The sequence below is a fragment of the Vibrio crassostreae genome (genome assembly GCF_041439375.1).
Taxonomy (GTDB): domain Bacteria; phylum Pseudomonadota; class Gammaproteobacteria; order Enterobacterales; family Vibrionaceae; genus Vibrio; species Vibrio crassostreae_D.
In genome coordinates, this window is the sequence record NZ_JBGONY010000005.1 from 21761 (window position 1) to 41444 (window position 19684).

The following is a 19684-nucleotide window of genomic DNA, read 5'->3' on the forward strand; positions in this document are numbered from 1 at the left end:
TATGGATTCCTAATAGTTAGATTATTCATAATATTGCGTACTATTAATAATCTAGATTCATGTCAAAAAATCAAGCGATTATCGATGATAAAAACACCTAATATGGTTGATTCTGCGACGGTATTAATAGAGGTAATAACTATAAAGAAATGATTAAAGGAACGGATACTAGGGAGATATACAGGTGAGGTGGAATATAGGGGCTCTAAAACGAGAAAACCCCAGCATTTCTGCTAGGGTTTTGAATAGTGGTGGAAGGATGGGGATTTGAACCCCAGATACGCTATAAACGTATACTCGCTTTCCAGGCGAGCGCCTTAAGCCACTCAGCCATCCTTCCACAAATTGTGTGTTGAGCATGTCACTCAACGAGGCGCTACTTTATTGATTCTGCTTGCTTTGGTCAAGGGGCATTCTCAAAAAAAGTGCCTTTTTCGGTTTGTTCGATTACAAATTAACTCATTAGATCAAAAACAAACCAAATTTCATTCTTTCACTACACTTACGCTTGTTGCTTTTCTTAAGCTTGTTGATAGTAGCCTGGAACTCGAAACCATTTACGACACATATCTAGGAAGTAGCCGTAAAGTACGCCCATACCGCACGAGATAACTGCATTACTGGTTACAGCCGTCACGATCTGGTCGCCTGAAGCACCTACTGCCAACAAAATACCTGCATACACAGGAGACTGGAATAACACGTATGCCATCAAATCAGACAAATTTTTCATCAATGAGCTTTGTGAAAGTTTAGCACCATTGCGCAAGAACCAATCACGAAAAACGCCATAAGGCCAAGCGATAGCAATGTTTACCGGAATAGATAACGTTCGAGAAGCAAGAGATTGCTCAAACGTCATACCAGAAATAAACACTTCTACGATCATGCCTGAAATAAAACAGAAAACGACCATAGCAAATGTATCCGCAGCTGCGTTTCGAATACAAAATGGACCACGAGACTTCATTGACGCCAAACCTAAAATATATCACTGCCTATTGAGTGAATTAGTAACATATAAACAAGGTGTATTTACACCCTACCAGATAATGTCGCTATTAAATCATAAGATTAGCAGTCATACATTCCAAATTAAAAATCAAGTTGTAAATTAACAACCAAAAACCTCTTCAAAAGCAGCATCTTCCACCAAAAAATCAAACCAAGGTCAAATATTGGACGATTCGTCATTTACTTACCGTAATTAAACAACATTTAAGCCATCGGTAGATTTACAGTAATGATATTAATGACATCTTGTGTAGGTGGTGCTCCTAAAGAAACCTGCTCTAACGCTTTATCGACTTGATAAGTAAGTTCAGCGTTGTTCATAGGTTCAACGTGGACACGTAGACTCTCTAGTGCAAATTGAATCAGTTCTAGGTTGTTGTCTTCTAGCGCCACATACAGCGTCACTAATAGCTCTTCAGTGTTATCTTTGTTGCGAAGATCAGGTTTAGGCAATGACTCGCTTGTACTTTTTGAATCGTGTTGTTTTACGTCTTGGCTTTCGAGCTCATCCGCTTTTACGTCATGGTATTGGTAAAGCTTATTTGAATAGCGGAACAAGGCATCATCCAGTTCACGCTCATCAATCGGCTTAGCGATAATATAATCCACACCCGCCCCCAGCATACGCTCGCGAGTCTCTTTAAAGACATCAGCCGTACAACCAAACACCAATACCGATGACACATCACCTATCAAAGCACGAATAGCAGTGGTTGATTCAACACCATCCATCACTGGCATATGGTTATCCATGAGTATCAAATCAAAGCGCTCAGCAACCGCGGCTTGTATCGCTAACTCACCATTCTCGACGCTCTTACAAATGAATCCTTTACTGCTCATGAAAGTTTCAATGATCACCGTGTTAGTTCGGTTGTCCTCGACAATCAATACTTTTAAGCCGGAGTAGTCCAGTTTCTTGTGTGGCAAGCTCTCTATTTCACCAGGCTGACATGGCTGAATCTTCAAGCGAACATCAAAGCTAGTGCCTATCCCCTCTTCACTGGTAACGGTGATACTGCCATCCATCAGCTGGGCAATTTTCTTCACAATCGCTAAGCCAAGACCAGTACCGCCAAAACGCCTTGTAGTGGAAGACTCCGCTTGTTCAAACGGTTTAAAAATACGCTTTTGAGCTTCTTTAGAGATACCAATCCCTGTATCACGAACTCGAATACTAAGATAAGTGTCACTCCCGTCTACGACTTCTTTAAGGTACACCTCAACAAAGCCTCTGGAGGTAAACTTCACTGCGTTGTTCAATAAATTAAACAAAATTTGGCGAAGGCGGGCTTTATCTGAGAAGTACCAACGACCAGAAGGCACCTCAGAGTACACTTTGAATTGAAGCCCTTTCTCGGAAGACAATGTGTAGTAAACACTGTTAATACTGCCGATGATCGAATCAAGCGGGAAACGCGTTTCATCAAGATCCAATCTACCCTGCTCGATCTTCGAGAAGTCTAAGATCTCGTTGAGTAGGGTCATCATATGATCGCCGGACTCATACAAACTCTTGAGATGCTTCTCTTGCTCAGAATTTAGAGGCGTTTTTAATAGGATCTGAGCAGTACCCAATACACCATTCATAGGGGTACGAATTTCATGTGACAGTGTCGCTAGGAAAGCGGTTTTAGCATTGGTAGATGCTTGTGCTTTCACTTTTTCAGCTTCGAGATACACCGTCTTCTCATTGAAGGTTTTAATCAGGTGGCCGATCTCATCGTGGCTTGAATAATCAACGTCAATCACTTCACCGGCCTTCGAACTGTTTACTTGAGTGGCAATGTTGGTGATTGGACTGATTAAGTAACGGTTAAGTAAGTAATAACCCGCCATCACACAGAGTAGTAACAAGGGTACAATACCGCCCTCAATACTCATTACCTGACGAAACACCTCGTCCGCTACCCGTGACTTGGAGTTCACCACATCCACTTGCCAACCGAAGTCACCAAATTGATTGCTACTGATGTAGATCCCTTCAACGAGATTGAAGTTATGGGACACCAACACTTGATTGAGTTTATCTCTGAGCATAATACCAAGATTGTACTCTTCGGCGTGGTTCTTGATGAAGCCAAGCAGCTCTTCAAGCGAGAGATCCACCGTCGCAACGCCGGAAAAAACGCCTGCATAGTAGTAAGGGGATGAAGCAGTGATCATCCGTACGTGCGTGTAGGGATCAATATACACGTCGCTCCAAGAGATCGTTCCTTGTTTTTTATTGGCTACAGAGGTGTACCAATACTCTTCTTGATACGGGGTATTTTTAGGATTGTTGTAAGAAAACAACTGGTCAATCTTGCCATCGTCTGCTTTATTGAAAAAATGACCATTAAGGAGCTTTTTAGAATCAAGCGCATAAGGCTCTGGCCAAATACCTGCGCTAACGATCGTATCATCGCTCGCTGCAAGCATTGACTTCAGTAGCAGAGTGACGTCATCACCGTTACGATGCGCTTGTGCAAATCCCACTAAACTATCAACAAAGCCTTGAGAGCTGCTGAGTGGCTCTGTAATCAATGCGGATAATAGTTGCGTACGTAAGTCGAGGTTTTGTTGTAATTTGGCGCGCACAGGGGATTCTACGACGTAATACGTCACACTACCGACAATGGCAATAAACATCGCAAGGTATAATCCAAGCGCTACCATGCTTTTTTTCTTTAAAGACGACCGTATCTGCATAATTCTTTTATTGTTTTCTTTTCTGTTAAACCTAGTGTTTATCATCCATGACATCAAGCCTTTTTAGATTGAAGCTTGATTGGCACAAGTTCATTGGTACTATAAGCGCAAATATGTTCCCTTTACGGTACCTCACTTTGACTTTACAAGATATTCTTGCGCTTCCAGAGTTGGAAGGAAAGCTAATCACAGAACACAAAACAATGGGTTTTGTCACTGCAATGGCAGCGGCACCGAATGTGTTAACCCCGCATGAGTGGCTACCGTTCTTATGGGGTGGCGAAGAAGTCGCGCCTTTTACGGATGGTGAACAGCTAGAAAGCTACATTGAAGTTATCATCGAGCTTTGGAATAAAACTCGCCCAGAACTGATTGAAGGTACTTGGGTTTGGCCTGAAGCTTGTCAATTAGACGACGAAGAAGTGGTTAACACTGCCGCTCGTGATTTTTGTGAAGGCTTGCTTCAAGGCTGGCAGATTGCTCGTGATGATTGGGAAACGCTAATGCCTGAAGAGAGCGAAGACAACGCGCTTGTTGGTGGCGTATTACTTTCACTGAGTATGCTTTACGATCCAGAAACTTCAATTGCTACGCTTGCAGAGCAAGGCATCGAAGGCCTAGAGCAGTTCGAAGAGATCTTTAACGCTGTTCCTGTCATGCTTTGCGGTCTAACTCAACGTGGTATTGCACTGGCTGAAGCTCAATAACAGTGAGTTTTATACTGCCAAAAAGGCTTCATTATGAGGCCTTTTTTAGTTTTCAGACGAAGTGAAAATAGTGGCTTTAGAAGCCTTTCCAATCAAAATTATCAATCCGCTCATCGGCAATGTAGAACAACTTAGTACCGCTGCTGACAACTTGGTCGAGTTCTGGGTTGAGCTCAATGCCACTTCCCGTATCAATCGCAATCAAAGTGGCTTGATACTTCTCTTTAAACACAGAGAAAATCGGCGCAACCGTCACTGGCTCAGAATTCTCTGGGTAATAGGTCGAATACTGTGTCATGCCCCTTGTTGAACTCAATAGCTCTTGGTGAAGCGCACTTGAACCCGGGTCAACCGCGGCCTTAGCCAACATTTCTGCACCCACCGCTGGAATACATTCTGAGTTAGGACAATGCTTGTGTAGCAAATCGCTCAATGCTTCGTCTTTAAAGTAAACAAGAAGATGAGCTTTAGGGTTACGGTTCGCACAGTAAAGCGCCGCAGATAAAGTAATATCATCTTCAGGATTATCAATGAGGATACAACTGGCAGACTCGATGCCCGTTTTTTCCATCTCTTTGCCATCTGTATAGCTGTTTACTTTAACGAAATTGATTTCGCCGGGTAACGGGTTCTCGATATCTGAACGAGTACATAACACGATTGGTCGCTTGCCCGTTTCTTCATGCTGTAACATACGAATGAGGTGAATGGTTCTTTGCTCATTCCATCCAAGCATCAAAATGTGGTTGTCCACTCTAACTCTCCTTTTTCCTAGCAAGCCCGCTCGCCAATATTCAACACCTTCTGTCGCCACTTTACCCAGTAATGCGGCGAAAAGGCTCAACCCACCGGGAATCACAAATAGAATAACAATCCACTGCCCCGCTACCGTGGTCGGTGATAAATCACCATAACCAACTGTAGAAGCCGTTACCACCAAGTAGTAAGCGAATACGGTGACCGAACTGGTTAAATCTGTTTCACCCGCCAAATACAGCATCAGCCACGATAGAGCGATGTAGCCAAGAAAAGTGAACAGTAAGTTTTTGCCATTCAAAACAAAGATGTTTGCTTTGATCCAGCGTTTGAGTTGTAACCAGATTATCATTCGAGCCTCTAATCCATTTCTCTTAGTTACATGCTAGAAAAAATACGCGATATCAACAAGATGTATCATAAGAAAAAGATACATGACCACAAAATTGATATTAGCGGCCTATACTCAGGCACAAAAAAACCAGCACTATTGGCTGGTTTTTTTATTGATTAGATAAAAGAACGACTTACGCGTTACCTTTTACCTGCACATTTAACTGCTCTGCGAAATCTAGCATGCGGTTCAATGGGATAAGAGACTTTACACGTAGCTCGTCAGAAACGAAGATTTCGTGTTGCTCACCACCATTCTCAAGTGCGTTTTCAATCGCTTCAAGGCCGTTCATTGCCATCCAAGGACAGTGTGCACAGCTACGACACGTTGCACCAGCACCCGCTGTCGGCGCTTCAATCAGCTCTTTTTCAGGAACCAATTGCTGCATCTTGAAGAAGATACCTTTGTCTGTCGCCACAATCATCTGTGGATGAGGCAGCTCTTTTGCTTTCTTGATCAGCTGGCTTGTTGAGCCTACAGCATCAGCCAGTTCAACCACGCTTGCTGGTGATTCTGGGTGTACCAAAATAGCCGCTTCTGGGTATACCGATTTCATTTTTTTCAAAGCATCAGCTGAGAACTCATCATGAACGATACACTCACCTTGCCAAAGCAACATGTCAGCGCCGGTTTGATTTGCGATGTAAGAACCTAGGTGACGGTCTGGGCCCCAAATAATAGGTTTGCCTTCAGCGTCTAGGCTTTCAACGATTTCTAAAGCGATGCTCGACGTAACCACCCAGTCTGCACGAGCTTTAACAGCCGCAGAGGTGTTCGCGTATACAACCACGGTGTGGTCAGGGTGAGCATCACAAAATTCTGTGAATTTGTCAGCCGGACAACCAAGATCAAGCGAACATTCAGCTTCGAGTGTTGGCATTAGAATGCGTTTTTCAGGAGTAAGAATCTTTGCAGACTCACCCATGAAACGAACACCAGCGATGATCAAAGTGCTTGCTGAGTGACGGTTACCGAATTTAGCCATTTCTAATGAATCGCCAACGAAACCACCAGTTTCTTCTGCCAGAGCCTGAATTTCAGGATCGGTGTAGTAGTGTGCAATTAGAACTGCATCTTTTTCTTGAAGTAGTTTTTTGATGTTTGCGATGTGGGCCTGTTTCTGAGCATCGCTCAATGGAACTGGCTTAGGCGGAAACGGGTAAACTGTATCGATTTTATCTAGTATATGACTCATTGCTCTTGCTCTACGCAACTTCTTCCGAGAATTAGAGTATTCTACACAGGACAGCGATTGGGATCAAAAAGGATTGGTTGCAAGCGGTGGCTAGCTAATGCTTAAAACGCATAAACAAGGCGACGTGTTGGCACCACAAAGAAGATAAGTAAACATCAAACGGAAGTAATCAGGTATAAAAAAGAGGCGCCTAAGCACCCCTATTTTGTTTTACAAGTGGGTTTTGGCCACTTTAGCCGAAGCACTGTTTGGGTACTCGGTTACGACTTGTTGGTAATATTTCTTAGCTTGCGTCGCGTTGTTGTTGCGCGCAGCTATGTCACCAAGCTTAACCAGTGCATCTGCTCGCTTGTTTGAGTCTTTGTAAGACACAACAGCAGCGAAGCTCTTCACAGCTTCTTTATCTTGCTTCTTAGCGAAATAAAGCTGGCCTAACCAGTAATGTGAGTTAGGTGTGAAGGTTGAATCTGGGAAGTCTTTTTGAAACTTTTGGAATGCTGCGATAGCACCCGTGTAATCTCGTTGCTTTAGAATCATATCTACAGCATTTTGATAAGCGGTTTGCTCATCCACATCAGTACTAAACGTACCAGAAGCGTCTTTAGAGCCTTCGCCCACCGCCACTGCTACCGTTGCTGTTCCTGCTGCTTTCACCTCGCCTCTCACGCGATCCAGTTCAATGAACAATTCACGCTGACGCTCTAGCATTTGCTTCATATCGTAACTATTTCGTTCCAGCTCACCGCGAAGTTCACTGATCTCCAGTGCCATATCGTCGATTTGCTGTTGCATTTGAAGTTGGACGAGGTTGCGATTTTGAAGCAGACGCTCTAAACGCTCAATATCTGATTCGTTAGATGCTGATCGAGAGGAAGATGATGAATTGGTTGCGGTGCTATTGAGATCGGATACTGGAGCTGGTGCAGCGAACGTGGTGTTCGCTGCACTTGCCAGTAACGAAAGCAAAATGACTCGCTTTGTGTTACTGAACATGAGGCAATTCCTCAATTATATAGTCTACTAAAATTAGTAAACTAGTACTGCGCGACGGTTTTTAGCGTACACATCTTCAGATTGACCTAGAAGAAGTGGCTTCTCTTCACCGTAGCTTACGATAGAGATTTGGTCTGCTTGAACACCTAGAGCTTGTAGGTATTTCGCTACAGCTTGTGCACGGCGCTCGCCAAGTGCGATGTTGTACTCAGGAGTACCGCGCTCGTCAGCGTGACCTTCGATAGTAACGTTCATGTCAACGTTTTTAACTAGGTAAGCTGCGTGAGCTGCTAGCATTTCTTCGTAATCGCCAGCGATAGTAGAGTTATCGAATGCGAAGTAGATTGTTTGAGTTTCACGTAGCGCTTGCTCTTTAAGCTCTTGCTCAGACAGTTGACCGTTAGCGTCAATTGGCGTTACAACAGTTGTGTCTACGTTGCCTTCTGAACCTGAAGTTGTTTGGTTGCTTTCTGTACCAGATGTTGCAGATGTTGCTTCATCAGTTGAGCTACATGCCGTTACTGCCATCACTGGTAGTGCAATCATCAAGCCTTTAAGAACTTTGTTAAGTTGCATCTTTTTTTCCTTACGTTATCAAACTTAGTTTCTACAGCGACTAAGTGCTATAGATAGTTAATTGCCACAATAGTTAACACTATCAATAGCTAAAAGAATGTATCAAATTAACTAGAGAAACGGTGACCACGCTGGCGCTCTTACGCGTCCGTTGGTTGCCGGTAATCTAGCTTTAAAACGGCCATCGATAGAAACCATCGATAGTACGTTAGTTTTGTTGTAAATAGAGCTATAGATAACCATACCTCCATTCGGTGCAATACTTGGAGATTCATCTAACAATGTTTTTGTTAGTACCTGAACCGCACCTGTTTCCAAATCTTGCTTAGCCAAGTTAAAACCTGAGTTACTGCGATTCACCATGATCAGGAATCGACCATCAGGGGTGATCTGGCCACCTAAGTTTTGGCTACCTTGCCAAGTAATACGAGATGTCGAATTATTTGACAAATTTACATTATAAATCTGTGGTTTACCACCACGATCCGATGTGAAAATAAGAGACTTGCCATCTGGGTGCCAGAATGGTTCCGTATTATTAGAACGGCCACGGGTAATTTGTGTCAGCTTACGGCTAGCAAGGTCAAGTGTGTACACCTGAAGGCTACCTGTTTTCGACAATACCAATGCCAATGTTTTACCATCTGGTGAGAATCTTGGCGCACCATTGTGACGAGGGTATGACGTCACTTTCTCACGCTCACCCGTGTAAATATTCATGATGAATATTTCCGCTTGGCCATTTTGGAAACTCACATAAGCAAGTTTCTTACCGTCTGGTGACCATGCTGGTGACATGAGCGGTTGCTTAGAACGAAGAACTAAACGCTCGTTAAAGCCATCGTAGTCAGCAACACGAAGTTGGTACGGGTATTTATCTTTGTCGTTAACGACCACGTAAGAGATACGAGTTAAGAACGCCCCTTTTTCGCCGGTGAGTTCTTCATACACTAAGTCAGAGATGCGGTGTGCATACTCTCGCAAGCGTTTACCAGGCACTGTCGCTTTTTTGTTGAACAACACGTGGTCTTTAGAAAGTACCAATTGGCCTTCATCGCTTAGTGCGCGGCTTTGTCCTTTAGTCAATTGACCACGAACAATGTCGATCAGTTGGTAGTTCACCACATACTGCCCTTCGGCATTTTTAGTGATACTACCTGTTAGCAATGAATCAACGCCTAGGTTAGTCCAAGCATCAAAGTTGACCTCAGATTCGCTATAAGGCGTTTGAGGCATTTTGCTTGTTGCAACCGGGCTGAATTTACCACTGCGTTGTAAGTCAGAAGCGATAACGGCTGATACATCGTGTGGCAATGGTCCCGCGCCTTCCCAACGGAAAGGGACAATAGCGATAGGTCGTGCAGAGTTAATACCGTCTGTAATAACCAACTCCAGTGCCGCATGTGCGAACTGGCTGCTTGTCGCTATTAAGAAAACAAAACTCAGTAATAGTTTCTTTAACACAAGTTCGTCCTTTTACTCTGGTGATACAGTTAAGTTAATGTCTTTCAGTGAGTTCACAATGTCTGGGTCTTTAGGCAATGGATAAGATTGCACTTGTGCCACAGCACGTTTGGTTGCTGCACATAGACGGCTATCACCATCTAAGATACTCAAACTACCCAATATCGCGTTAGAACCGGTTGGAATTAGCTTAAGGTTCACTCGGCACGAACGCCCTCGATAGCTGTCTTCTAACAACAGGTTCTGTTGAATCAGTTGGGTATAGATAGCACCGTAACGTTGAGCTTCATCACTGATAAATTGTTGCCTTGCTGAAGAGTTTTGAGTCGCTTCAGTTTCAAGACCAGCAAAGATATCGTTCAATGCTGCTTCTTGCTGTTTACGCTCTTTTTCTGCTTTTGCTGCAGCTTCTTTTGCCTTACGGGCTTTCTCTGCTGCGGCTGCCGCTTCTTTCTCTTTCGCTATGCGTTGCTTTTCAGCGCGTTCAGCAGCTTCTTTCTCTTTACGAGCTTTGTCTGCTGCCTCTTTCGCGGCTTTCTCTTTTGCCACGCGTTCTTGTTCCGCTTTTGCAATCGCCGCTTCTTTGGCTTTACGCTCGTTCTCGGCTTTCACTAACGCAGCTTCTTTTAGCTTGCGATCAGCTTCGGCTTTAGCGGCTTTCTTTTTCTCTTGCTGTAAACGCGCTTCTTCAACTTTGCGTTGTTTTTCTTTCTCAACTCGGCGCTTTTCCGCTTCTCGAGCCGCTTTAGCTTCCTTAGCTTGCTTTTCTTTCAGCTTACGAATATTTTCTTCTTCAGCTTTACGATTCTTTTCAAGTCGTTCGCTTTCACGTCTTAGTTTGTCTAAACGCTCTTGCTCTTTCTTACTCGCCGCTTCTCTTTGTTGACGAATCTGTTGAGCTTGCTGGCGAACCAACTGAGGATCAATCACCACAGCTTGAACCATCTGCCCTGTAGGCTTTGGCTCTGACATCGTGAAATCCGCTCCCCAAATGAGCGCAACGAATAAAATGACGTGCAGCCCAAGAGAAATAAGAAGCGGTGATCTGAAATTATTGGATTTTTTATTATTCGCTTTCATGAATGCTACGGAGCTATTCCCTTATATCCGTTAAAAGGCCAACCTTTGGCACACCTGCACGGCTTAATTCATCAAGTAATAAAACCACTTCAGCGTATGGCGTTGCGGCATCACCACCTACCGCCACTGGAGAGTTTGGCTTCAAAGACAACTCAGCTTTCACTCGGACGATAATATCTTCCATGGATAAGCCACGTTGTACTTCTTCGTCATTAACACTCAAGCCAAGCTCACCGTCTTTGTTCACTTCAACGATGATGAAACTCGCGTTGTCGTCACCCAATAGATCTTGTGCCGACTTAGCCGTTGAAGCCTGAGGCAACTCAACGTCAACGCCCTGAGTAACAAACGGTGAAGTCACCATAAAAATGATCAACAAAACAAGCATAACGTCGATGTAAGGTACAACGTTAATCTCTGCTGTCATTTTGCGTTTTTTAGGTTGGTATCCAGCCATCTATTATTCCCTGCCAGCCATCGCTTGACGGTGAAGAATACTGTGGAACTCTTCAGAGAAAGTCGCGTAGTTGTGCTCTAGCTTGCCTACTCGGCTACTGAAGCGGTTGTACGCCATTACTGCTGGAATTGCAGCGAATAGACCCATTGCTGTTGCGATCAGTGCTTCTGCAATACCAGGGGCAACCATTGCGAGCGTAGCTTGCTTCACTTCACCTAATGCGATGAATGAGTGCATGATGCCCCAAACCGTACCAAATAGGCCGATGTATGGACTGATAGAGCCAACGGTCGCCAAGAAAGGTAAGTTAGTTTCTAGTTCATCGACTTCACGAGCAACAGCAACGCGCATCGCACGGCCTGTGCCTTCCATAATGAAGTCAGGTGAAGTTGCATTCGATTTACGAAGGCGAGCAAACTCAGTAAAGCCTGCGTAGAAAATTTCTTCAGTACCAGAAAGCTCGTCTTTGCGTTTATTGCTCTCTTGGTACAATTTTGCAAGATCAACGCCTGACCAAAATTTATCTTCAAACACTTCTGTTTGTTTCGAAGCTTGAGATAATACTTTACTTCTTTTGATGATCATCGCCCAAGAAACAACAGACATGCCCATAAGAACTAGCATGACCATTTTAACTAATAAACTAGCTTCTAAAATTAGGCCTAAGATTGAGATTTCAGCAGTCACTATTCGTTAGCTCCGTAAGAATAAATGTTGGCATTGCCTTTGGTTTCATTTTTTGATTGTCGATACATGCTACCTTAACCATTGCTTTACACAATGCTTTGCCATCAGGATTTACGATCTCTTGACAGAAGACCAAGGTAGCTCGCTTCAACTCGTAAATATTTGTAATGACTTGTAAAGAATCATCAAGACGCGCGCCTTGAATAAAATCAATGTCCATATGTCGGACTACAAAACCGATGTTTTGTTCTAACAATACTTGCTGAGAAACGCCAATTGAGCGCAGCATCTCAGTTCGAGCGCGTTCGAAAAACTTAAGATAGTTTGAATGGTATACAACACCACCAGCATCGGTGTCTTCGTAATACACTGTTACTGGCCACGTAAATGGCTTAGATAATCCCTGCAATTTGATACCACAATCCAAAACGATAAAGATCTCACTATAACCTAACTCCTTATCATTAATAGTATATCGCTGTGAATTTTTTGATTTAACAGACGAAAAAAAAGGCCATCTGTATAAGATGACCTCTTTTTGGCTAAAAACCCAACAAGTATAAAGATTCACGTTGTAATGAACCTAAATCCTTTGCCTTTTATAAAAGGCGCAGCACCGTTAGGTAGAGCAAAATTGTGAGTGAAACGTATGGGCTAAACAATAGCTGCCATATCCAAGCTCTTGGCTTAAATCCGATACCGTAAACCATGCTTGAGCATACTGCCCAGATAAACATTGGCCCGATGATCGCGTTAAAGCCACCGATGCTTGTCGCATACGCTTCAGGATCCCACATCACTAAACCCACATGCATAAAACCCAATACTAGGGATAAAGCTCTTAACAAAGTCTTATCCATTGGTTGATGCAGCTTAGCAACTTGCTCTGCGAGATTACTCACTGTCTTTGTCCATCATTTCTGAATGCTCTAGCCATAGAGCATTAATGATGCCGAATGCACATGCTAGAAGTACACCCAAAATCCATGCGAAATACCACATAAAATTTCTCCTAAGTTATTTCACTTCTAGCTTAGTAAGCTGAAACGTCGTTATCTTCGATGTGTTTCTTATCTAGACGACCGAACATTTTGTAGTATGTCCAAGTTGTGTAGCCAAGAATCACAGGAACCATTACCGCCGCAACTGCGGTCATAAGACCAAGCGTTAGCTCACTAGCTGTTGAATCCCACATAGTCAAACTATGGCTAGGGTTCAGGCTAGATGGCATTACAAATGGGAACATTGCAAAACCAGCCGTTAAAATAACACCAGCGTTAGATAGACTTGAGAACAAGAATGCGAAACCACCACGCTCAAAGCGAGATGCAATCACAGCAAGCAGTGGCATTGCTACACCAAGGATCGGCGCCGCCCACATTGCAGGATACGTTTCGAAGTTTGTCATCCAAGCACCCACTTGAAGTGAGACTTCTTTGTTTAGTGGGTTTGAGTCTGCAAACGTATCGATAGTGCTCGTGATTACATAGCCTTCGATAGATTGAACCCAGAAGCCCCCAATAACGAACAGAACAATTGCAATTAGACCAGTGATCTGAGCAACGTTACGAGCTCGGCGATGCAGATCTTCTGTTGTCTTCATTTGAAGCCATGTTGCACCTTGCATTACGAACAACATTAGAGCCAACACGCCACATAGTAATGCAAACGGGTTCAACAGAGCGAAGAACGTACCGTGGTACTTTGACATCATTAGACTGTTCAGATCAAATGGTACACCTTGTAATAGGTTACCAAATGCAACACCAAAAATGATTGGGGGTACTGTGCCACTAAAGCAAAGTGCGTAGTCCCAAGTTTTGCGCCATTTTGGGTCTTCAATCTTAGAACGGTAGTCAAGTGCAAGTGGTCGTAACCAAAGCGCAGCTAACGTCGCGTACATTGCGAAGTAGAAGCCAGAAAACGACGTTGCGTAAACCAGCGGCCATGCAGCAAATAATGCACCACCAGCAGTGATCAACCAAACTTGGTTGCCATCCCAGTGAGGGGCAATAGTATTGAGCATAATACGACGTTCAGTGTCGCTCTTACCGATAACAGGAGAAAGAGCGGCAACACCCATATCGAAGCCATCAGTTACGGCGAAACCAACCAGTAGAACACCGATCAATACCCACCAAATGAGTCGTAAGCTTTCGTAATCAAACATTAATATTCCCTCACTTATACTTCAACTGAACGGCTAACTTTGTCTTCAACAGAGTTATCGTTTTGTTCGAAGTGGTAACGGCCTGTCTTCAAGCTACTTGGACCTTTACGTGCGAATTTCAGCATTAGGTAAACTTCAGCAATCAAGAACACTGTGTACAATGCCAGGATAGCGAATAGAGAAGTCCAAAGCTGTTCAATAGTTAGTGCTGATGCAGCAACGTTAACCGGTAGGATTTCACCAACCGCCCATGGTTGACGACCAAACTCAGCAACGAACCAACCTGCTTCAATCGCAATCCAAGGCAGTGGGATTGAGAATAGCGCAGCTTTAAGTACCCATGGTTTCTGTTCGATTTTCTGACGACACGTTTGAACAAACGCAGCACCGAATACAAACAGCATGATGAAGCCACAAGCAACCATCAGACGGAATGACCAGAATAGAGGCCAAACTGTTGGGATTGAATCATCCGCAGCCATTTGGATTTGGTCTTCTGTTGCATCAACAACGTCATCTGTGTAGCGCTTAAGAAGTAGACCGTAACCTAGGTCACCTTTCACTTCATCGAACGCTGCCATGTTTTCTTCAGACTTATCGCCCGCACGTAGTTTCTCAAGTAGTTCGTATGCGTACATACCTGTACGGATGCGATCAACGTGGTCATCACGTAGGTCACGTAGACCCGTTACTTCTTTATCAAGAGAACGCGTTGCAATAATACCCATTACGTAAGGGATCTTAATTGCGTAGTCAGTATCCATTGTTTCTTGGTTAGGAATACCAAAAACAGTAAATGCTGCTGGTGCTTCTTCCGTGTGCCACTCTGCTTCTACAGCAGCTAGCTTCACTTTCTGAACTTCACCAAGCTCGTAACCAGATTCATCACCTAGTACGATTACTGACAGGATCGCCGCCATACCGAAAGATGCTGCAATCGCGAAAGAACGACGAGCAAAGGCAAGGTCACGACCTTTAAGAATGTAGTATGAGCTGATACCAAGGATGAACATCGCACCCGTTGTGTAACCAGACGCTACTGTGTGTACGAATTTAACCTGTGCTACTGGGTTTAGTACAACTTCAGCGAAGCTCACCATTTCCATACGCATAGTTTCAAAGTTAAATTCCGCACCCACTGGGTTTTGCATCCAGCCGTTAGCTACCAAGATCCAAAGCGCAGAAAAGTTAGAGCCAAGTGCTACTAACCATGTTACCGCTAAGTGTTGACGCTTCGACAATCTGTCCCAACCGAAGAAGAAAAGACCAACAAAAGTAGACTCTAGGAAGAATGCAACAAGCGCTTCGATAGCCAGCGGAGCACCAAAGATGTCGCCAACATAGTGAGAATAGTAAGACCAGTTAGTACCGAACTGGAACTCCATGGTTAAGCCTGTCGCTACACCAAGAGCAAAGTTAATACCAAACAATTTACCCCAGAACTTAGTCATGTCCTTGTAAATTTGCTTGCCAGTCATTACATAAACTGACTCCATAATGGCAAGTAGAAATGCCATACCTAGTGTCAGTGGAACAAATAGGAAGTGATACATCGCTGTAAATGCAAATTGCAATCGCGACAGATCAACAACATCAATCATGGTAACTCCTTTGTGTCGGCTGAATGACACTTGTGTGATTATTCACCGCAAAAATCCATGTTAAAACAATTTATATGATTGTTATTACAAATTGAAATTTGTAGCAAAAACGTACCGTTATAGTTAGATTATTGTTAAGCATGAGCTAATATAGCTGGCGCTAATATTACTGGTAAAATCAGTATGTTTCAAAAGATTTATAGGAGAAGCCTGCGTTGATTTGTATCAATTTTATTCACGCAAATTAGAGGTATTTTTGAACAATCATGACTAAAATCACACCAATTTGAGCTCTGTTAATAACAGCGCATGATATCTGTGACAAAAGCTCAGCACCGCCTCAACATACAAATTACAACTACCCATAAAGTATTAACAAAATTTATGACAACTTATTTCAACTTTTGTTAGTCAAATCAAACCTGAAATCAAAGTTTTCATTTTTGAAGGCTCTATTCGGCATTTTTATCGATTCGCGCAAAGAGTTGTTATTCAGTAAAATGCAAAAAATCCCAGCGCTTATGCAACTGGGATCTTTAAAAATGAATAATTTAACGATTAGACGGCTTATCTATACCGAAGTGTAAATAGGCTCTGTCAGTTGCGATTCGACCTCTTGGTGTTCTTTGTAGATAACCTTGCTGAATCAAGTAAGGCTCTAACACATCTTCAATGGTGTCTCTCTCTTCACCAATCGCAGCAGCCATGTTGTCGATACCAACCGGACCACCGCCAAACTTCTCCATGATCGCAAGCAGAAGTTTTCTGTCCATGTAGTCAAAACCCTTAGCATCGACATCCAACATGTTTAGCGCTTTATCAGCAACCTCTGGGCAAATATGTCCGTCGCCTTTCACTTCCGCATAATCGCGAACACGGCGCAGTAGACGGTTAGCAATACGTGGCGTACCACGAGCTCGGCGAGCAACTTCTAACGCCCCTTCGGACTCCATAGAAAGACCAAGGCAATCAGCACTGCGCTGAACAATGTTTTGTAGGTCTTCAACCTTGTAGTACTCAAGACGCTGAGTAATACCGAAGCGGTCACGTAACGGCGATGTCAGTGAGCCAGCACGAGTGGTTGCGCCAATCAAAGTAAAAGGAGGAAGATCGATCTTGATAGAACGCGCCGCTGGGCCTTCGCCAATCATAATGTCTAATTGGTAGTCTTCCATTGCTGGATACAACACCTCTTCAACCACAGGGCTTAAACGGTGAATCTCATCAATGAAAAGGACATCATTTTCTTCAAGATTGGTCAGCAGCGCCGCTAGGTCACCCGCTTTTTCTAGAACAGGGCCTGAAGTGGTACGAATGTTGACATCCATCTCATTGGCAACAATGTTCGCCAACGTGGTTTTACCCAAACCTGGAGGACCAAATATCAACAGATGATCGAGCGCCTCATTACGCAGTTGTGCCGCTTTGATGAAAATCTCCATCTGGCCACGAACGTGATCCTGGCCTTGATAGTCGGCAAGTGCTTTAGGGCGTATTGCACGATCAATGACATCTTCATCTTTGAATACTGGGTTATCCGGTGCAATAAGGCGATCGGCTTCAATCATAAATTCTGCTATTCCTAACTATACTCTTGTTGACTCTGCGCTTCTTGACTCTGTGTAAAGGCAAAGTGAATGAGTCTATTTTGTCGAACAAGTATATCGGGTATTAAACCATCGATTTCAGAGCTTCGCGAATCAACTGTTCGCTGGTCATGCCATCTTTAGCCACTTGAGTAACCACCTTAGAAGCTTGAGTCGGCTTGTAGCCTAATGCAAGTAGTGCACTTACAGCTTCTTCTTCCGCGTCGTGAACGGTTGGCATAGAATCAATAGGAGCAGCATCCGTCGCTGGAGTAAACAGATCTCCCGCGCCCCACCCTTTCAGTCGGTCTTTCATTTCAACAACCAGACGTTCTGCGGTTTTCTTACCCACACCCGGAAGTTTAACCAGCGTAGAGATATCTTCACGCTCAACACTCTGCACAAACTGGCTCGCAGTCATGCCTGAGAGGATGCCAAGGCCGAGCTTAGGACCAACACCATTTGCTTTGATGACTTCACGAAACAGCGCACGTTCTTTAACTGTGTTGAATCCGTAAAGCAGTTGTGCATCTTCACGAACAACAAAGTGAGTGTAGATAATTGCCTCTTCGCCAACATTTGGTAATTCATAAAAACAGCTCATTGGCATTTGAACTTCATAGCCAACACCACTCACTTCGATTAGTAATTCTGGTGGCTGTTTTTCTATTAATGTACCGCGTAGACGTCCGATCACAATTCACTCTCTTGATGGAATATAATTTGAGGGACAGAATATAAAAGAACTGGATGCTTATCCAGTTCTTTGTGTTTGTTAGGATGATTTATTTAAGCTTGCTTTGCTTGGGAGACCACGCGATTCAGGCTTTCAACCAATTCCTTGACTGATGTAACATGCCCAGTCAATTCTGAGCCGTAAGTGGCCACTAAGCCTGAAACGGATTTGGTTTCTGCAACACTCTGTGCTACTTCTGAACTCGCAATATCGAGTTCTTTCAATGAGCTCATCTGCATCGCCATAATATTGGTCAGTTGGTTTACATCAGTAGAAATGGTTTGCACCTCAGAGATAATGCCGTTCATTTCATTGGCCGTAGTTTCAATGATCGCTCTACCATGTTCCACTTCTTCTTTACTTCGGTCTAATAAGGTTCGAATTTCTATCGCGGAGTGACTGCTTTTCGCCGATAACTCTCTCACTTGGTCTGCAACTACCGCAAAACCTCGTCCTTGCTCACCAGCGCGTGCCGCCTCTATTGCTGCATTAAGTGCTAATAGATTGGTTTGCTCAGCAACCGAGGTAATCAAATCAGCGACTTTCATGATCTCTTGATTACTTTGAATGATCTGGCTGATTGCACTGGTTGAAGCTTCTAGTGATTCTGAGCTCTTCTGCGCTTTCGTTCCCACGGCTTCGCTACGCTCTTTTAGCTCACCCACAAATGAGTTTGATTCTTCGATACCTTGAGTCATTTGATGCAATTGTTGGCTCATCTGTTCTGCTGCACTCGCCTGAGATTCGCAATTGATGTTCAGCACCTCAACTTGAGCATGCAGATCTTGCGACTGCTGGTCCAAGTGAGCAGATACGCCCTTTAAGCTTTCAGAGTTTGAGTTAGCTTGCTCAAGGACAATCGAAAGTCGTCCTTCGCTTTGCGTCGCTTGATTGGCAACGTGTTGGCTTTCTGAAATCGCATCTTCTGCCATTTCAATCGCCACCTCTTTTTGCTTAGCGGTAAACGCTTGAGCAATACAGATCACCACCAGCGGCATGATTACACCAGACCAGGTTTCAACGACCACGGCTTCCGGAGTAAGTACTAACTGCGGAAATTCAAAGCCATCAAGGTGAGCCGACGTCATCATCAATGACACGCCAATCACTAGCCCACTCCATACCAAGGCGATAATGCGTGTTCCCGATAAGAAAAAAGCGACCACTAACAAAGGAACCCAATAAGTCTGAGTCGATGCCACCACACCACCGCTTTGGTAAATGATATTCAGCGCGTGCACTGCCATGCCGACAAAGCCAAAGTTCAATGCCAAGCTAGGCTTTCGGGTAATGCGTAATAGAAGTGCAGAGACTAATTCAAAGGCGATAAGAAATACGGAAGTGGCAACCAGCAGCTGCTCTTCATGCTTGGCCCACTTGATGAGGCTGTAGACACCCACAAAGAAGGCGATAAAAGTGAAGAGTAATAAGATATCGGCTTGCCTGACTTCGTTGTTACTCCACCCATTATTTTTGGGTAGAAATAGCGCGCGCCACAGCTTGATTGGGTTCATCAGTGATCATCCTTGATTGACTTGTAAGACCTCCGACCAATGTTAATAACATGTTAAATGATA

Annotated in this window: 19 protein-coding genes and 1 tRNA gene; 1 reads left to right on the forward strand and 19 read right to left on the reverse strand. The window is 43.9% G+C overall.

Annotated features, from left to right (window positions below; translation table 11 throughout):
* Positions 1–249 precede the first annotated feature (249 nt).
* The 3 genes from ACED45_RS03790 to ACED45_RS03800 form a co-directional block, all read right to left on the reverse strand.
* Positions 250–340: transfer RNA gene (locus tag ACED45_RS03790), tRNA-Ser, on the reverse strand.
* Between the two features lie 180 nt (positions 341–520).
* Positions 521–970, reverse strand: coding sequence for an L-alanine exporter AlaE (locus ACED45_RS03795; protein ID WP_048616306.1), 450 nt, complete (start codon positions 968–970; stop codon positions 521–523).
* Between the two features lie 248 nt (positions 971–1218).
* Positions 1219–3705, reverse strand: a complete 2487-nt coding sequence (locus tag ACED45_RS03800; RefSeq protein ID WP_442806831.1) for an ATP-binding protein — start codon at positions 3703–3705, stop codon at positions 1219–1221.
* Between the two features lie 137 nt (positions 3706–3842).
* Between ACED45_RS03800 and ACED45_RS03805 the strand changes: the two genes are divergently transcribed.
* Positions 3843–4412, forward strand: a complete 570-nt coding sequence (locus ACED45_RS03805) for a UPF0149 family protein (RefSeq protein ID WP_017062064.1) — start codon at positions 3843–3845, stop codon at positions 4410–4412.
* Between the two features lie 76 nt (positions 4413–4488).
* On the opposite strand, the gene ACED45_RS03810 is transcribed toward ACED45_RS03805, so the two are convergent.
* The 16 genes from ACED45_RS03810 to ACED45_RS03885 all read right to left on the reverse strand — a co-directional run bounded on the left by ACED45_RS03810 (position 4489) and on the right by ACED45_RS03885 (position 19621).
* The gene (locus ACED45_RS03810) at positions 4489–5520 is read right to left on the reverse strand and encodes a potassium channel protein (protein ID WP_371713338.1); all 1032 of its coding nucleotides are present in this window, start codon (positions 5518–5520) and stop codon (positions 4489–4491) included.
* 175 nt (positions 5521–5695) lie between these two features.
* Positions 5696–6757 carry a quinolinate synthase NadA gene (gene nadA, locus ACED45_RS03815; RefSeq protein WP_017062067.1) on the reverse strand — a complete coding sequence of 354 codons (1062 nt, stop codon included), beginning with the start codon at positions 6755–6757 and terminating at the stop codon, positions 5696–5698.
* A gap of 210 nt (positions 6758–6967) precedes the next feature.
* Complete coding sequence (gene ybgF, locus ACED45_RS03820) at positions 6968–7750, reverse strand: tol-pal system protein YbgF (protein WP_146492168.1); 783 nt, start codon at positions 7748–7750, stop codon at positions 6968–6970.
* A gap of 33 nt (positions 7751–7783) precedes the next feature.
* Positions 7784–8326 carry a peptidoglycan-associated lipoprotein Pal gene (gene pal / locus ACED45_RS03825; RefSeq protein ID WP_017062069.1) on the reverse strand — a complete coding sequence of 181 codons (543 nt, stop codon included), beginning with the start codon at positions 8324–8326 and terminating at the stop codon, positions 7784–7786.
* 111 nt (positions 8327–8437) lie between these two features.
* On the reverse strand, positions 8438–9790 hold the full coding sequence (gene tolB / locus ACED45_RS03830) for a Tol-Pal system beta propeller repeat protein TolB (protein ID WP_060982374.1): 1353 nt from the start codon (positions 9788–9790) through the stop codon (positions 8438–8440).
* A 12-nt stretch (positions 9791–9802) separates the two neighbouring features.
* Positions 9803–10870, reverse strand: coding sequence for a cell envelope integrity protein TolA (gene tolA / locus ACED45_RS03835; protein WP_146492170.1), 1068 nt, complete (start codon positions 10868–10870; stop codon positions 9803–9805).
* Between the two features lie 13 nt (positions 10871–10883).
* A complete protein-coding gene (gene tolR, locus ACED45_RS03840) occupies positions 10884–11327 on the reverse strand; it encodes a protein TolR (protein WP_017062072.1) in 444 nt (147 codons plus the stop codon).
* Between the two features lie 3 nt (positions 11328–11330).
* On the reverse strand, positions 11331–12014 hold the full coding sequence (tolQ, locus tag ACED45_RS03845) for a protein TolQ (protein WP_010437896.1): 684 nt from the start codon (positions 12012–12014) through the stop codon (positions 11331–11333).
* Complete coding sequence (ybgC, locus tag ACED45_RS03850; RefSeq protein WP_017067533.1) at positions 12004–12441, reverse strand: tol-pal system-associated acyl-CoA thioesterase; 438 nt, start codon at positions 12439–12441, stop codon at positions 12004–12006. Before ybgC ends, tolQ begins: the two co-directional genes overlap by 11 nt.
* Before the next feature lie 172 nt (positions 12442–12613).
* On the reverse strand, positions 12614–12916 hold the full coding sequence (gene ybgE / locus ACED45_RS03855; RefSeq protein ID WP_371713339.1) for a cyd operon protein YbgE: 303 nt from the start codon (positions 12914–12916) through the stop codon (positions 12614–12616).
* Entirely contained in the window at positions 12909–13016 is a 108-nt protein-coding gene (gene cydX, locus ACED45_RS03860) for a cytochrome bd-I oxidase subunit CydX (protein ID WP_000270284.1), read from the reverse strand. The genes ybgE and cydX overlap by 8 nt, the downstream gene beginning before the upstream one ends.
* A 31-nt stretch (positions 13017–13047) precedes the next feature.
* Complete coding sequence (cydB, locus tag ACED45_RS03865) at positions 13048–14184, reverse strand: cytochrome d ubiquinol oxidase subunit II (protein WP_171732038.1); 1137 nt, start codon at positions 14182–14184, stop codon at positions 13048–13050.
* A gap of 14 nt (positions 14185–14198) precedes the next feature.
* Positions 14199–15785 carry a cytochrome ubiquinol oxidase subunit I gene (gene cydA / locus ACED45_RS03870; RefSeq protein ID WP_017630634.1) on the reverse strand — a complete coding sequence of 529 codons (1587 nt, stop codon included), beginning with the start codon at positions 15783–15785 and terminating at the stop codon, positions 14199–14201.
* Between the two features lie 551 nt (positions 15786–16336).
* The gene (gene ruvB / locus ACED45_RS03875; protein ID WP_017062078.1) at positions 16337–17353 is read right to left on the reverse strand and encodes a Holliday junction branch migration DNA helicase RuvB; all 1017 of its coding nucleotides are present in this window, start codon (positions 17351–17353) and stop codon (positions 16337–16339) included.
* Between the two features lie 103 nt (positions 17354–17456).
* Positions 17457–18068: a Holliday junction branch migration protein RuvA gene (ruvA, locus tag ACED45_RS03880; protein ID WP_371713340.1), complete on the reverse strand. Its 612-nt coding sequence runs from the start codon at positions 18066–18068 to the stop codon at positions 17457–17459.
* A gap of 92 nt (positions 18069–18160) precedes the next feature.
* Positions 18161–19621, reverse strand: coding sequence for a methyl-accepting chemotaxis protein (locus tag ACED45_RS03885; protein ID WP_371713341.1), 1461 nt, complete (start codon positions 19619–19621; stop codon positions 18161–18163).
* Positions 19622–19684: the final 63 nt, after the last annotated feature.